At 34.9% G+C, this 14,724-nt stretch carries 12 protein-coding genes and 2 riboswitches; of the genes, 2 read left to right on the forward strand and 10 right to left on the reverse strand.

Annotation, left to right across the window (positions count from 1 at the left end):
* Positions 1–56: 56 nt before the first annotated feature.
* The 3 genes from H7K77_RS12830 to H7K77_RS12840 all read right to left on the reverse strand — a co-directional run bounded on the left by H7K77_RS12830 (position 57) and on the right by H7K77_RS12840 (position 2,607).
* Positions 57–665, reverse strand: coding sequence for a hypothetical protein (locus H7K77_RS12830; protein ID WP_186578239.1), 609 nt, complete (start codon positions 663–665; stop codon positions 57–59).
* Between the two features lie 304 nt (positions 666–969).
* The gene (locus H7K77_RS12835; RefSeq protein ID WP_186578240.1) at positions 970–1,536 is read right to left on the reverse strand and encodes an NADPH-dependent FMN reductase; all 567 of its coding nucleotides are present in this window, start codon (positions 1,534–1,536) and stop codon (positions 970–972) included.
* A 12-nt stretch (positions 1,537–1,548) separates the two neighbouring features.
* A complete protein-coding gene (locus H7K77_RS12840; protein WP_186578241.1) occupies positions 1,549–2,607 on the reverse strand; it encodes an LLM class flavin-dependent oxidoreductase in 1,059 nt (352 codons plus the stop codon).
* 237 nt (positions 2,608–2,844) lie between these two features.
* Between H7K77_RS12840 and H7K77_RS12845 the strand changes: the two genes are divergently transcribed.
* Entirely contained in the window at positions 2,845–3,189 is a 345-nt protein-coding gene (locus tag H7K77_RS12845; RefSeq protein WP_186578242.1) for a winged helix-turn-helix transcriptional regulator, read from the forward strand.
* Positions 3,190–3,251: 62 nt separating this feature from the next.
* Here the strand turns inward: H7K77_RS12845 and H7K77_RS12850 are convergent, their stop codons facing one another.
* The 7 genes from H7K77_RS12850 to H7K77_RS12880 form a co-directional block, all read right to left on the reverse strand.
* Positions 3,252–5,198, reverse strand: a complete 1,947-nt coding sequence (locus H7K77_RS12850; RefSeq protein WP_186578243.1) for an ABC transporter permease — start codon at positions 5,196–5,198, stop codon at positions 3,252–3,254.
* Positions 5,188–5,949, reverse strand: a complete 762-nt coding sequence (locus H7K77_RS12855) for an ABC transporter ATP-binding protein (protein ID WP_186578244.1) — start codon at positions 5,947–5,949, stop codon at positions 5,188–5,190. Before H7K77_RS12855 ends, H7K77_RS12850 begins: the two co-directional genes overlap by 11 nt.
* Before the next feature lie 99 nt (positions 5,950–6,048).
* On the reverse strand, positions 6,049–7,056 hold the full coding sequence (locus tag H7K77_RS12860; RefSeq protein WP_186578245.1) for a sensor histidine kinase: 1,008 nt from the start codon (positions 7,054–7,056) through the stop codon (positions 6,049–6,051).
* Positions 7,053–7,742: a response regulator transcription factor gene (locus H7K77_RS12865; RefSeq protein WP_186578246.1), complete on the reverse strand. Its 690-nt coding sequence runs from the start codon at positions 7,740–7,742 to the stop codon at positions 7,053–7,055. Before H7K77_RS12865 ends, H7K77_RS12860 begins: the two co-directional genes overlap by 4 nt.
* A gap of 382 nt (positions 7,743–8,124) precedes the next feature.
* Positions 8,125–10,512 carry a sensor domain-containing protein gene (locus H7K77_RS12870; protein ID WP_186578247.1) on the reverse strand — a complete coding sequence of 796 codons (2,388 nt, stop codon included), beginning with the start codon at positions 10,510–10,512 and terminating at the stop codon, positions 8,125–8,127.
* A gap of 280 nt (positions 10,513–10,792) precedes the next feature.
* Entirely contained in the window at positions 10,793–11,728 is a 936-nt protein-coding gene (locus H7K77_RS12875; RefSeq protein ID WP_186578248.1) for an ATP-grasp domain-containing protein, read from the reverse strand.
* A 763-nt stretch (positions 11,729–12,491) separates the two neighbouring features.
* Positions 12,492–13,688, reverse strand: a complete 1,197-nt coding sequence (locus H7K77_RS12880) for a phosphoglycerate dehydrogenase (RefSeq protein ID WP_186578249.1) — start codon at positions 13,686–13,688, stop codon at positions 12,492–12,494.
* A 137-nt stretch (positions 13,689–13,825) separates the two neighbouring features.
* Positions 13,826–13,903: riboswitch (ZMP/ZTP riboswitch) on the reverse strand.
* Between the two features lie 179 nt (positions 13,904–14,082).
* Positions 14,083–14,186, reverse strand: a riboswitch (purine riboswitch).
* 191 nt (positions 14,187–14,377) lie between these two features.
* Between H7K77_RS12880 and H7K77_RS12885 the strand changes: the two genes are divergently transcribed.
* The gene (locus H7K77_RS12885) at positions 14,378–14,584 is read left to right on the forward strand and encodes a DUF305 domain-containing protein (protein ID WP_222599357.1); all 207 of its coding nucleotides are present in this window, start codon (positions 14,378–14,380) and stop codon (positions 14,582–14,584) included.
* Positions 14,585–14,724: the final 140 nt, after the last annotated feature.

The following is a 14,724-nucleotide window of genomic DNA, read 5'->3' on the forward strand; positions in this document are numbered from 1 at the left end:
AGTAATGAAAAGCTTTTTCAATCCTCACCCGTTAAGTGAAAAGATTTCACTTTTGTTTAATCGTCCATTTTTATAACAACTTCAAAACCAGTTAGTTTTTGATATGGTACTTTATATTCTTTAAAGATTAACTTAATATTTGAAAAATCATCAGGCAATGCTGGGGATACAGTGAACGTAAAAGAATGATGTCCTCCTGACCCTCCACCGAAATTATTTTGACAGTCATAATTAGTCCCTTTTCCTTCTATAGAAAGGTCAAAAAATGTATGTTCTTGTATTGGTAATTCCTCATCAAAAACTTCTTTGTCAATATTAAAATGTACGACACTTGCATTTTTAAACTGACGAACAAAAGTTACCGAATAAAATATATTATCCTTTTCAAATGATTTTAAAACGGGAATATTCCTCAGAAATCCTTTTGGCTCTATATCCGGTCTGTATATTTCTTCGTTTAAAAAATGTGAAAATACACTGTTTAGAAAATCTTCATAGAAATGATACTTTATTGACCACTTGGAAATAAGTTGTTTAGTTGGAAAACCAGGGTTATTATTGGAACGTTCTTTTCGATGCGCCATTAATTCACATATTTGTTCATCAATTGATTCAATCTTTGTATCATAGTGGTCTGTTGGTGGTTCAAAGGACATTCGTTTCATATGTACACCTCCAAAAAATTAAATTCTAACAGATAAATTGCTTTTTATTCTAAACCCTTATATGTCAAAAAGTCGATTCATTATTCCCCCTCTATATTACCATAAATATCCATCTCCCATAAAAGTTAGTACAATGTTTTGCAAGCAAACCTTTAAGCTGAGAGTTTACCTCGTACACTATAACAGGTGCTAATCAGAGTCTTCATTCACCTTCAGTTCATTATCAAGGCTGTAAAACCAAAAAATCAGCAGTCCAATATAAGGAAATTGGATTGCTGATTTCATTTGTTTTCTTAAACACTAATTAAAAATCATACTCTGCTTCTTTTGCCTCGCGTACTTTTTGATATGTTTCTGTTAAGACAACTGTATCTTCCACTAATCGATCAAGTCGGAACAGTACATCATCATTCGTAATTTGTTTGCGATAAAAATCTGCTTCCTCAATAAATACATATGTCTGAACCATTTGTGCTTTCATGTAAGCTAAGATCGGTTTTAATTGCTGCTCTGGGATCAAATAATGCTTAGCAGAGCCTGCTGTAACTAGCATACTTACTACTTTATCTCGAAAAGCATTTACTGGTAGTAAATCAAAAATATTTTTTAACGTTGCAGGTAAAGATGCTTGAAATATTGGAGTTCCAATAATGATGGCATCTGCTTCCATAATTGTTTTTGTGACGTATCCTGTGTCTCCTTCATATTCCATAAAGTTTCTTCCATCACTAAATTGAACATCAAATTCAGCAAGGTCAATTAGTGTTACATCTATTTCAGAATACTTTTCTTTTAATGACTTTATTGTATAATCCATTGCCGTTCGTGTCTTAGAACCGACATTAGATCCGGATAATCCAACAATCTTCATGTTGCACCCCTCCTAATTTTTAGCCGTATATTCTTTAATGGCTGGTAGTATCTCATTACCAATAAGTTCGATATTCTTCATTAATCTTTCAAAAGGTACTCCACCAAAATCAATTTGCGCAATATAACGCTGATGACCATATACTTCATGCTGATATAGTATCTTTTCAATGATTTCCTGAGGACTTCCTATGTTCATTACATTATGTGGATCGATACCTTGGGCAAAGTGTTGCTTTGGAAAGCCTTGGCCATTCGTTTTCTTCATTCCTTCATTTATATGCGGATACATATCTTTAAGAGCTTGTTGAGAAGTTTCTGCTGCATAAAAGAAGCCAGCTGTTGCAACTGGTAATTCATCTGGATTAAATCCACCACGCTCTGCAGCTTCACGATAGGCATCAATGGTGCGTTTAAATACCGTAACTGGCCCACCTAAATGAGCCATGAACATAGGTACCCCAGCGTAACCTGCCTTTATTGCACTTGCAGGTGAACCGCCAACTGCACGCCAAATTGGTAGTTTTCCATTTTTCGGACGTGGTAACACTTCTGCATTTTTCAGAGAGGCACGGTATTCCCCACTCCAATTGACAACTTCCTCTTCGTTGATTTTTCTTAACAAGTCAAATTTCTCTTCAAATAATGCTTCATAATCCCGAACATTGTAGCCCAATAGATCAAATAGACCAATTCTAGAAGCACGACCAGCTATAATTTCCGTTCTTCCTCCTGAAATTAAATCGATTGTCGCAAAGTCTTCGTAAACTCTTACTGGATCAGATGTACTAATAATGGTAGATGAGCTTCCTAATTTTATATTATTAGTTGCTTGTGCAATAGCGGAAAGTACTACTGTATGTGCTTGGGTTGCAAAATAGTCCTGATGGCTTTCACCGACACTAAAAAAGTCTAATCCAGCCTGATCCGCTAACTTAGCATATTCTATGATTTCATTAACACGTTGTTGTGCCGAATTTCTTTCTCCTGTAACAGGATTTGGTAAGTGGTCACCTAGTGTGTAAATACCAAATTCTAGCCCCTTATTCGGATCGATCCCATATTTATCCATACCTTCTACACCTTTCTTTCTCTTATATCATACTTTTGACTTTTATGTGTTTAGCTATATTATTATATTAAACAAGGTACTAACTTAAAGTAATTTGCTTAAAGAAACGTCCTAAATTACTTCCTCATGTTAATTTGCCTTACAAAATATCATTATAGATTATAACGTCGAAATATATAAGTACGCACTTAAAAGTGGTATAGTATACAAAAGGATACTTAAGGAGGGTGTTTAAACATGGATAAAGTACCAGATAACTGTCGGGTTGAGGATGCTTTAAGTATATTAGTCGGAAAATGGAAACCGATTATTTTACTTCACTTATTACAATTAGGTACAAAACGATTCAATGAGCTTAAACGTAGCATGCCCGGAATTACGCAGAAAATGTTGACGAAGCAGCTTAGGGAATTGGAGGAAGAAGATATCATAGAACGTGTAGTCTATCCTCAAGTCCCACCAAAAGTAGAATACTCTGTTACTGAGTATGGGCGTAGCTTAGAACCTATATTAGAAGCTATGCATGAATGGGGTATGAACCACACTTTGCATAAGATGAAGAAAAACCAAAAGAGCTCCTAACAATAGCAAAAAGAGACGAGCTGGTCATTTGGCTCGTCTCTTTTGCTATAGGCATTACCTGACTACAATGCACTGTTAATTACCTTTTTGTAATACTGAACAGAAAGGATTCCAAAGATGGAATATAGTCCTGTATATAAGAGCATAACAATAATCATCGGCATCCAAAGCTCTGTCCCAAAGAAAAACCAACCTGATTGAACAGCAAAATAACTATGTGACAAACCTACTATTAACGGAATACCAAAACTGAAAATTTGTTTCCCTCTGATACCTCTTACTAAGTCTTTTTTCGTAAAACCTAACTTACGCAAGATTGTATAGCTTGGCTTTTCTTCTTCACTTTCTCCCATTTGTTTAAAATATAGGATACAGCCAGACGTAATTAGAAATGCCAGTCCTAAAAAGCCCACAATAAACATCATCAATCCCATAATTTGTTTCTGAGAATTGGCTAGTTGAATATAGGAATAGTAGCCAATTTCTTCGCTAGTTGTCATCGCTTGAAAAATTTGATTTGCTTCTTCCAAATCTTCGTCTTTTTCTAGATTAATACTAATAAAGGATGAAGATTCTTTTTGAATCTTAGTATCTAGATCATTTTCTAATTGTGAAAAAGTTTTCTTATCGACAATTGCTGTCGGCATACCACCATTTGAAAAGTAAGTGGAGACAACAGTGTCTTTATTTAAACCAATGTAATTTTGCGTGATTTTTTCCGTTTTCCCATGAATTATAATTTCCCCTGAATTCTTTAGACCCATTAGCTTCCTAAGTGCATCATTATACCCAGTCAGTAGGGTTTCACTTTCTGTTACATCCACACCGGCAACTTCTTCGTCACTAACAATTGCTAGTGGCATTAATTCCTCAGTTGCTGTTAACTCCTTTAACTCAGAACCTATGATATTCTCCATATCAACATCTGCTTGTAATACTTTAGTCGAATCTAATTCAAATTTGATCCCACTCTGTTCCAATTTCTTCGTAAACATTTCAGCATGCTCACTATTAACTAAAGAAAAATCCCCTACTGAAATTCCCTTTGCAGTCTGCTCTGCCGAATAATAAGCAATGTAACTTAATGCTAGAAACCCAATTGCTAGTGCAGAAACAGTGGTGATTATTGTCAGCAACAACGCATTTGACTTCATACGAAACATGATGGACGACAGTGATAAGACGTCATTAATATTTAAATATCCACCTTTTCTTTTACGGATGAGATTTGCCAAAAATCTTACTGATCCTTTATAGAAAAAATAAGTACCAATAATCACCGAGGCAAGGATAAATACCATCGCAATAAATAGTTTGTTTATTGACGTGAACTTCCCGTCAAATAATAGGGAAGAGACATAGTAACCTGTTATAATGAGAACAATTCCTAATACTCCAATTAGTACTTCAAGAATAGAGATTTTCTTAACCTTTCCTTCTGTTTTAGAAACGACCCGGAACAAAGAAAGAATACTTTGTTTCTTTATAAATAAAAAGTTCATCATCATAATAAGTAGATAAATGACACTAAATACTAGTAAAGTCTGTTTAAAAGCTTCCATAGAGAAATTTAATTTTGCTACGGTGTCAACAGCTGTAATTTTGAATAAGATCATCGTTGTTAATTTAGAGATCGAGAAACCTATAAATGTTCCCATTACTAGTGAGCCAAAGTAGATGATCAAATTCTCCATACTTATTAACCGGAAAATTCTGATCCTTGTCATCCCAATTAACTGAAATAATCCAATTTCCTTACTACGACGTTTGATGAAAATGCTATTTGCATAGATAAGAAATATAGATACGATTGCTATTAGTAAAACCGAGGCTGTCTTAATGGCAGCAGCCCCCTTTATAGAACCCTTTGCTTCATCCATTGATGGGTCAAATTGCAATGTTACAAATGCAAAGTACAGGGCAACGCTAAAAATAAGCGCAAATACATAGAGGTAATAGTTCTTTAAATTTTTCTTTAAACTCCGAAGTATTAGTTGATTAATACTCATACTCAACCCCTCCTAATACCCCTTGCGTTTTCATAATATCTTTCAGGAAAGCCTGTCTCGTTTCTTCCCCTTTATTCAACTGGGTATAAATATCTCCATCCTTTATAAAGACTACTCTGCTACTATAACTTGCAGCTACTGGATCATGTGTAACCATTACAATGGTGGATTGACGTTTTTGATTTAACTCACTCATTTTCGCCAACAGGTCAGATGCTGACTTAGAATCAAGTGCACCAGTCGGCTCATCGGCAAAAATAATACTTGGTTCATGGATAAAAGCTCGTGCTGCAGATGTTCGTTGTTTTTGACCACCAGAAATTTCATTTGGATACTTATCTTTTAACTCTTCAATTCCTAACTCTGATGCTAGAGCTTCATATCTTTTATTAGCTTCTTGCCTGGAAACCTTTGAGATAGATAGGGGAAGCAGAATATTTTCTTTAACTGTTAGTGTATCAAGTAAATTATATTCTTGAAACACAAACCCTAAATGGTATTTCCTAAACTCTGCTAGCTGTTTTTCCTTTTTTCTAGTAAGCTCTTCTCCATTGATTTTTATTACACCGTCGCTTACTTGATCAATAGAAGACAATACATTCAGTAAAGTAGTTTTTCCAGATCCTGACGGGCCCATTATAGTAAGGAACTCACCTTTTTCAATAGTTAAATCAATTCCTTTTAATACTTCCTGTTTTGTGTGCCTATTACCGAAACTTTTCCGGATTTTGCTCGCCTCTAATATGCTCATATCAGTACCTCCGTCTATTTGATAGTTTTATTTTATACGGCATTTGTTCAAGAGTCCTTTCATTCTCCTAACAAATAACAAAGGGATGTGACACTTTTGTCACATCCCTCTAGTCTTTTCAAATTCATTTTTTTCCGAAAAGAATAGTGAAAAAGTAGACCCTATTCCAACTTTCGATTCCACCTTAATGTGAATTAACAAAGATTCAGCAGCTGCTTTGGCAAGATATAACCCCATACCTGTTGCAGCATGATCACCATGTTGATTAGTAGATGTAAAACCCTTATCAAATATACGAGGTAAATCTTTCGGATCTATTCCACGTCCGTTGTCCATTACTTGTAAGAAAGTTCGACCATTTTGTTTCCTACTTATTATCAAGATTTCAGAAGACGGATTACTATACTTCACTGCATTCGTTACTAATTGACGGATAATGAACGCTAGCCATTTAGCATCACTTAGCACTGTCTCAACCTGAAGATTTATTTCAATTCCTATATCTTTTTGCATACACCACGATCGCAATGTTGTAATTTCTTCTACAATAATAGTGTTTAATTTAACTTCTTCTATATATAAATCATTTTCGATAAAAGGAATTCTTTTTTGATGAAGCTGTTGGTCTAAGAGTAAGTGGATACGAAGCCATTCCCTAGTTAAATCAGCCTTTACATGTAGATCCCCAATTCTATCTATTATTAGATGCATCGTTGTCATCGGGGTCTTTACTTCATGGATCCAAGATAGGAGCTCATCCTTTTCTTGTTCAAGCATTAGTTTGTTCCTTGAAGATTCGTGTTTGAGATGGTCAACTGTTTTCGTGATGCTCTTCTCAACGATTTCTTCAAAAGGGGAACTTGCCTCTGGCAGGCTCGTCTTATCTAGATTGTCTTCTCGATCTAGGAGTTCTAGAAAAAAATTAGTTTCTCGATGAAATCTGATGACGATAAACAGGACAAAAATAACAGTAGATAAAAACACATAATAAAACATGGATGAAAAACTAATCGCTGAATCTAGAAAAGCCATCACCAACCCTAACAACTGCAGGGCTAGAACAACCATAATCCAACTAATTCTCTCGCGTACAAATTTTCTTATCATGTATTCACCTGGTCTACTGCTAAGTAACCTTGTCCCATTTTTGTTTGAATATATTTTCCTAATCCAATTTCGTCTAATCTTTTCCTCAAACGATTCACATTTACGGTTAATGTATTATCACTGACAAATCGTTGATCATCCCATAACCGGTTTATTAATTCCTCACGACTAACGATTTTATTTTTTCTATCGATCAATATATTTAATATGTACATTTCATTTTTCGTTAGCTCCATTGTCCCCTGCTCATTGGTAACTCGGCTTCGCTCACTATCAATTGTTGCTCCAAGCCATGTTTTTAGATGGAGAGCCTCCGTATTGTAGTTATAAACACGACGTAGGATAGCCTGAATCTTAGCAATTAGAACATCAAAATGGAATGGCTTTTGAACAAAGTCATCAGCACCAAGATTCATTGACATGACCATATCAGTAGGGTGATCCCTTGAAGAAAGAAAAATAATAGGGATATTAGAATGCTCTCTGATCATTCTGCACCAATGAAAACCATCATACATAGGTAGTTGGATGTCAATGATAACTAAGTCGGGCGTAAACATAGTGAACTTTTCCATTACTTTTTGAAAATCATCAATTCCTGATACCTCATAAGACCACTGAGACAACCTTTCTTTAATCTCATTAAATAAAGCATTATCATCTTCAACTAATAAAATTTTAAACATAAAGGCCCCACTCTCAAGACTATATCTACAAGAATTATAGCAGAGTCATCGTAATCTTTTAATAAAATAACATGCTCTTTTTCTAAAATTAGATTATTTTATCAGAAAGCTTTTAAATCATTCTAAAAGGTGACACACCTGAAATTAGTGTGGTATTCCTTTTATCACTTCTTCTCCTTTTAAACATTAACCCAACCAAATAACTATTCTATTTTTTGTACCTTCAAACTAGGAATTCCACCAATTAAATCTCTGTAATAATCCAAATTCTTCGTGGGGCGGCGTATAAGAAAACATAAACTAGGTTGAATTTGAATTAATAAAGAAAAGTGTCAATCCGAACATAAAGTAACGGGCTGACACCTTTTCAAAACTCTTTATATTAGAACTCATTACTACCTTGTTGCGAATAAGTGGTAATAGTAGGTAATCTCAGTTCAAACTCTGCGTAATCTAATGGTTTGCAGTAATAGAAACCTTGCGCTTCATAGCAACCTAAGTCTAGTAAGACCTCCAATTGTTCCTTATCCTCGACCCCTTCTGCAATCACCTTTAGACCCAAACCTTTAGCTAAAGAAATAATAGTCGATACCACTTCAGAATTAACAACACATTGATCTACAAATGACTTATCAATCTTTAATCTATCTACCTCAAGTTTATATAAATAGCTTAACGAACTATAACCTGTTCCAAAGTCATCTATGCTTATCTCTATGCCAAATTCCCTCAATTGCTGTAGCTTATAATTTACCTCTTCCTCATATTTCATTACTATCCGCTCGGTGATTTCAAATTCCAATAAAGATCCATCAATATGACAGTTTGTCAGAGTAGCAGAGATAAATTCTATTAAATCATCATTTAGTAAAGTGGGTAATGAGATGTTAATAGACGTACGATATATTTTTCTGTTTTCACTTTTCCACCGTGAAAGCATCTCACAAACACCAACAATCATGTTTTTTTCCAATTTATCTATTATTCCAATTTCTTCAGCTAAAGGTATAAATATACTTGGAGGGATAAAACCTTTTATTGGGTGTCTCCACCTTGACAGTGATTCAGCTCCAACCATTTCTCCATTTATCATATTATATTTAGGTTGATAGTAGATTGATAATTCATTCTCTTCAATCGCATGCCTTAATTCATTCTCAATAGCTATTCCTTCTAAATTTCCGTTTAACATGCTATTGGAGAATAAGGAGTAGCCGTTCGACCCATTATCCTTTGTATGATACATGGCAATATCAGCAAACTTCAATAATTCATCGATATTGTTAGAATCGATAGGATAACTCGAGACTCCTACACTAGCTGTTGAAATCACTTCTACTCCCATAATCGTCATTGGTTTTCTAAACTCATTAATAATAGCAGGAAGATAGTGGGATTCTATATCAGTCTTTTGACATACGATTAGAAACTCATCTCCACCTAACCTTCCGACAATTCCATTATCTTTCATAACTGATTTTAATCTAACAGCTATTTTCTTTAATAACTCGTCTCCGAATGCGTGACCAAAACTATCATTAATTCTTTTAAATCGATCAAAGTCTATTAACATGATCGAAAACTCTTGTTTTTTAGTAACTAAGTCATTTATTATTTCTAACAATTTCCTTCTATTATATAATTTAGTAAGGTCATCATAGTAAACTAACTTTTGAATCACTTCCTGAGATCGTCTTTCCTCCGAAATATCCTTCATAACCGCGTAATAACCAGTTATACTACCATTAATAACGATGGTCATCGTCGTAATTTTAACGTAAGTAATTTGATTAGATTTATCCGTTATCGTTGTTTCGATATCTTTTACAGAGCCTTTTCTTACTTGAGATAAATAATCATTAATGGATTGCTTATCTTTAATTCTTAATAACAATGAAATAAAATCTTCTCCAATTAATTCTTCTTGGTCATAGCCTGTCATTTTGACCATTTCCTTATTGACACTAGTAATCTTCCCATCTAAATCTACCGAATAAACAGCGTTCGGATTAAAACTGAATAATGATTTGTATTTTACTAACGTTGTTGAGAGGACTCGCTCTGCAAACAAATCAGGAGATATCATAAGAATAAAGTTAGTGGACATAACATATATAAATGGGTCCAAAAAGGCATACCCACTATATTCGTGCTGTAATAAGCTATCAAAGTCCAGAATAGTTGTAAGCACTAAATATGGGATTCCACCAATTGATAACCCACAAACAATCGATCCAAAATTTAACCATCTACTTCTAATTGATTTGTCCTCTTCATTAGTAATCTGTCTTAAAAACCTTAGCAAGCAAAAGGCTGTAGTACTTACAGTCAAAAAGCTCAAAAAGAATAAAGCAGATTTAAAATCGACAAACTCCATGAATAGAATTGATAATCCAAAGGTTGTCACCGATAGTATAAGGAAAGTAATAAAAAAACTAGAAACTATATATTTCCATATCTTTAGTTCATGAGCTCTAGACATGGCTAAGGTAAAGTAGCTTCCTCCAAAACAAAATAGGAACACAATGATGGAAAATTGAATTGGATTGTCTATCCCAATCGGAATGGGAATCGATAGATAAACATACGTGTAATTAATCCAGAAACTAGCTCCCAACATTAAGGAATACAAAATTAGTTTAAGCTGCCGTCTATTACGTAGTGTTTTTAGTCGTATACTGAATTCAAATCCAATCTTGCAGCTGATAATAGATAATATAATGACGAGAACAACATCAAAGATATTAAAAGAAAAGAATGAATATGTCATTAGCTAAACAATCCCTCATGTCGAAATATGCTATGTTTTGTAAACATTATACTATAAGCAAATGGATTTTTTTAGAAAAATTTCATATTAATTCAATAATAGTTTCATCATTCTAAACTGGATTGCAGTAACACAGTCTTTACTATCCTTTTATATTAGTTTAGTTTTCCATTTCCATTTAAAAAATTAACCACCGTACAGGAAGATTATTTTGAACTCTAATAAAAGAACCCCAAGTTCACTTTCAAACTTGGGGTTCCGTAATACTATTATTTTATGTTCATTTATTTTGATGTAAAGTATCTCCTAAGAACTTCGCAAGCTTCAACATACCAAACTTGCCCGCCTTAGCTTCAGCTTCTGAATTATAGTTTGTGTTTGTATTTATATCATACGTGAAAACTTCACCATCTGCGTTTTGAATAAACTCAATACCTGCAACATCAATCTGCTTAGCAGCTAAAAACGATTCATATTTCGCAATTAGATTGCGATCTACATCCTCTATAATTTCAAACATTGGTCTTTCCTCTTCTTCCCCAACTGGACAAAACTTGTCATCAATCCGACAAGCATCTGCAGGACACAATTCAAACCCATCCGATGTATCGACTCTTACTGCATAGATAAACTTACCACCGACAAACTCAGCCCTAGTTATATACGAATCGGGTGATTCAATATACTCCTGAATAAGCGTAATTCCATCAATAGGTTCTTCAAATTCTTCACTATCCAGATAATTTTCTAGTGCCTTAACAGAGTGGAATAGTTGAACACCTAATCCTTTTCCTGCACGATTGTGCTTCGTAATAAATGGGGTTTTATCAAGCTTTTTTGCAGCCTGTAATAATGATTCACGTCCTACAGCTCCAATTGTCTTTGGTGTATTAATTCCACTTGCTTCTAAGGCCGCATATTGGTTAATTTTGCTTAGTTCTAGATTTAGTGCACTACTGCCATTTAGAACTGTCCGGTTATGTTGTTCTAGCCATGCAAGAACTGCTCCAGTTAGTTCTGGTGCATAACGGTGTCCTCTTGAATGGGATGAAGCACTCATCCGATTGTAAAAGATACCTTCTGGTGGTTCTGAAGATAAGTCGACTAATCCCTTATCCAGATGCCATGTTTCATAAGGTAACTCTAACTCCTCGAACCTGTTGATTAAATGTTGGGTCCAATCATCATTTTCGTGAATAACATATATCTTAGACATAATAAATACCCCTTTACTTTTGTCACTACTCTAAGTGTCTTTCTTCAGTATTCACAATAGATATAATAGTGTCAAAGATAATGTTTGTTTATCGGTTTTAGATAGTAGAAAGAAAACCATCTTTTCGAAAAAAATCTTTTCCTAACCACTGTGGTATTAAAGATTTTCCATAGAATCACCAGTAAGTATTTGGATAGGCAACATAACGAAGCGAATTCTTATTGTTTATCTAACTTCGCGACGTAAGCTGCCCTCTAACGAAGCGAGTTCTTATGGTTTCTCTAATTTCGCGATGTAAGGAACCCTCTTACGATGCGAATTCTCTTGGTTCCGCTAATTTCGCGATGTAAGGAACCCTCTTACGATGCGAATTCTCTTGGTTCCGCTAATTTCGCGATCTAAGGAACCCTCTTACGATGCGAGTTCTTATGGTTTCTCTAATTTCGCGTTCTAAGGAACCCTCTTACGATGGGAGTTCTCTTGGTTTCTCTAAATTCGCGACGTAAGCTGCCCTTTCAAAGCGAATTCTTATTGTTTTTCTAATTTCGCAATGTAAGGAGCCCTTTACATAGAGAATTCTTGATATTTATCTAATTTCGCGACGTTAGAATTCCTTTCACTTCACAATCCGCAGCGTCGGGTTTGCACTTAAATAATTAAAGTATATCAAGTTACTACAGATTTTCTCTCAACTACGGCTGTCTGCTTAATAACAATGAATGAGAAACTTTAATTAAAACACTTTTAATGTAATTTGTAAGCTTTAAATTATACGAGTCCTAACAACTTCATTGATCAGACTAATTTCATCTTCCAAACTAGGAATTATATCCTCCGTGACGTCATTTTCAATATCTACCATTGTATAGGCATATTCCCCACGACTTCTGTTAACCATATCAGCTATATTAAGGCTAAAGCTTGATAATGCTGACGTAATTTGCCCTACCATATTGGGAACATTTTTATGAAATACAGCTAAGCGTGTTTTCCCTGTATAAGGAAGACAGGCATTGGGAAAATTTACAGAATGCTTAATATTTCCAGTTTCTAAAAAGTCCTTCACCTGACGAGCTGCCATAACAGCACAATTATCCTCTGATTCCTTTGTGGATGCACCAAGGTGAGGTATCGCAATTACGTTTTCCATTTTCAATACATTTTCATTAGGGAAATCCGTAATATACTTACCTACCTTGCCACTTTCAAGTGCCCCTTTGATATCTGTTTCGTTAACTAACTCACCACGTGAAAAATTTAAAATATGAACACCAGTCTTCATCAATTCAAATGTTTGTTTGTTGAACATGCCTGCCGTGTTATCTGTAAAGGGAACGTGTACAGTAATGTAATCCGCTTCAGAGAATAATTCCTCAATGGTCATTGCCCGTTGAACATGACTTGATAGGTTCCATGCTGTATCTACCGATATAAAAGGATCAAAACCGATTACATCCATCCCTAATGCAATAGCATCATTAGCTACTAATGCACCAATCGCTCCCAATCCGATGATCCCTAACGTTTTCCCTTTCATTTCTTTCCCAACAAATTGTTTTTTCCCTGCTTCTACAAGTTTGGAAATGTTGTCCCCTTCGCCTTCTAGCGTTTTCGTCCAGGCAATACTATCAAAAAGGTTTCGAGAAGAAGCCATAATTGAAGTGAGTACAAGTTCTTTCACCGCATTTGCGTTGGCTCCAGGCGTGTTAAATACGACAATACCTTTTTCTGTACATGTTTCAATAGGAATATTATTAACCCCCGCACCTGCACGGGCAATAGCTTTTAAGCTATTTCCAAATTCCATAGAATGCATATTAAAGCTACGCACCAAAATAGCTTCTGGATCTTCATTGTCACCGTCAATTGTATAATTATTTTTAAACACACTTAATCCACTTTTAGAAATATTGTTTAAGGTTCTAACTGTTTTTTCTTTCTCTATTAACACTGTGCTCATTTTTATATTCCTCCTCTAAATTGTCTAAGGCAAAGGCATAACAAGGCTTCCATCTGTCCATTCATCTAGTTTTCTAATCAAAATAGTTTCGACTATCCCTCCTAATAAACAGAAAGAGGTAAGGGATCATGATCCCTTACCTCTGCCCAGGCGAACGGCTATGACACTAAGTGCTCCCTCGCGGTTTTCCGCGTTCGCCAGTCACACATAGTCTTGTCTTTTTAATTTGTAGAAAGGTATTGCAATAATTGAGCAGCTTTCCAATCTCAATACTTGTTGTATGAAATCTCTAGAATATATCAAAAAAGGCCTAAGAGATATAGTGCTCCTACCCTCTAGACCGACTTGGTTAAAGTATCCTATTTCACTCAAAGCAGAGCCCAAAATTAAGGGTTCCGTCAAATACTTTAATCGTAGTCCAGTTCTTGTAGTGGGAACTTGGTAGAGACACTCAGACCATATTACTGAATATATACGAGTAAATATTTAAATTGTATATGGATAATATAGCAAAGAACATGATTTAAATCAACTATAACTTAATATTAAACGCAAAAAACATATAATCGTTCGCCTTTAAGTACACTTTGAAATAACTTACACCTCATAATAGTCGTTTTTCACTTCAGTGTTACTTTATATTTTCAGAGATGGAATTCTAACATTAGATTAGATTTTAACGTGTGGGAATGATAAGGACTGTTGAAGACACAGCATGGATGAAAGCAATGATTCCACATCATTCTATCGCAATATTAACAAGTGAACGAGCAAACCTCTCTGATCCCCGAGTCGAAAAACTTGCCGAAGAAATTATTGAATCGCAACGTAAAGAGATTGGGGAAATAAAGCAGCTTATTCTAGACTTAGAGGCAGAGCAATTAGCCAATCCCTAACTCCATGATAAGCAGTACATTAAGAACGAAGGAAGCCTCATTTGTTACACTCGTTCTTGATTTTATTATTAAACTCACTTCTATACTTCCAGGGTTAATCCATCCCACTTTAACCCTTGTTTGTTAAGACAGAATCCTTT

It is taken from the genome of Aquibacillus kalidii (genome assembly GCF_014280935.1).
In the GTDB taxonomy this organism is placed as follows: Bacteria; Bacillota; Bacilli; order Bacillales; family Amphibacillaceae; genus Aquibacillus_D; species Aquibacillus_D kalidii.

Bases quoted from the DNA above. Each gene is read 5' to 3' on its own strand.
- H7K77_RS12855 (WP_186578244.1), bottom strand. From the start codon at position 5,949: ATGAGCATATTAGAGGCGAGCAAAATCCGGAAAAGTTTCGGTAATAGG.
- H7K77_RS12850 (WP_186578243.1), bottom strand. From the start codon at position 5,198: ATGAGTATTAATCAACTAATACTTCGGAGTTTAAAGAAAAATTTAAAG.
- H7K77_RS12840 (WP_186578241.1), bottom strand. From the start codon at position 2,607: ATGGATAAATATGGGATCGATCCGAATAAGGGGCTAGAATTTGGTATT.
- H7K77_RS12885 (WP_222599357.1), top strand. From the start codon at position 14,378: ATGATAAGGACTGTTGAAGACACAGCATGGATGAAAGCAATGATTCCA.
- H7K77_RS12865 (WP_186578246.1), bottom strand. From the start codon at position 7,742: ATGTTTAAAATTTTATTAGTTGAAGATGATAATGCTTTATTTAATGAG.
- H7K77_RS12880 (WP_186578249.1), bottom strand. From the start codon at position 13,688: ATGAGCACAGTGTTAATAGAGAAAGAAAAAACAGTTAGAACCTTAAAC.
- H7K77_RS12870 (WP_186578247.1), bottom strand. From the start codon at position 10,512: ATGACATATTCATTCTTTTCTTTTAATATCTTTGATGTTGTTCTCGTC.
- H7K77_RS12835 (WP_186578240.1), bottom strand. From the start codon at position 1,536: ATGAAGATTGTTGGATTATCCGGATCTAATGTCGGTTCTAAGACACGA.
- H7K77_RS12875 (WP_186578248.1), bottom strand. From the start codon at position 11,728: ATGTCTAAGATATATGTTATTCACGAAAATGATGATTGGACCCAACAT.
- H7K77_RS12845 (WP_186578242.1), top strand. From the start codon at position 2,845: ATGGATAAAGTACCAGATAACTGTCGGGTTGAGGATGCTTTAAGTATA.
- H7K77_RS12860 (WP_186578245.1), bottom strand. From the start codon at position 7,056: ATGATAAGAAAATTTGTACGCGAGAGAATTAGTTGGATTATGGTTGTT.
- H7K77_RS12830 (WP_186578239.1), bottom strand. From the start codon at position 665: ATGAAACGAATGTCCTTTGAACCACCAACAGACCACTATGATACAAAG.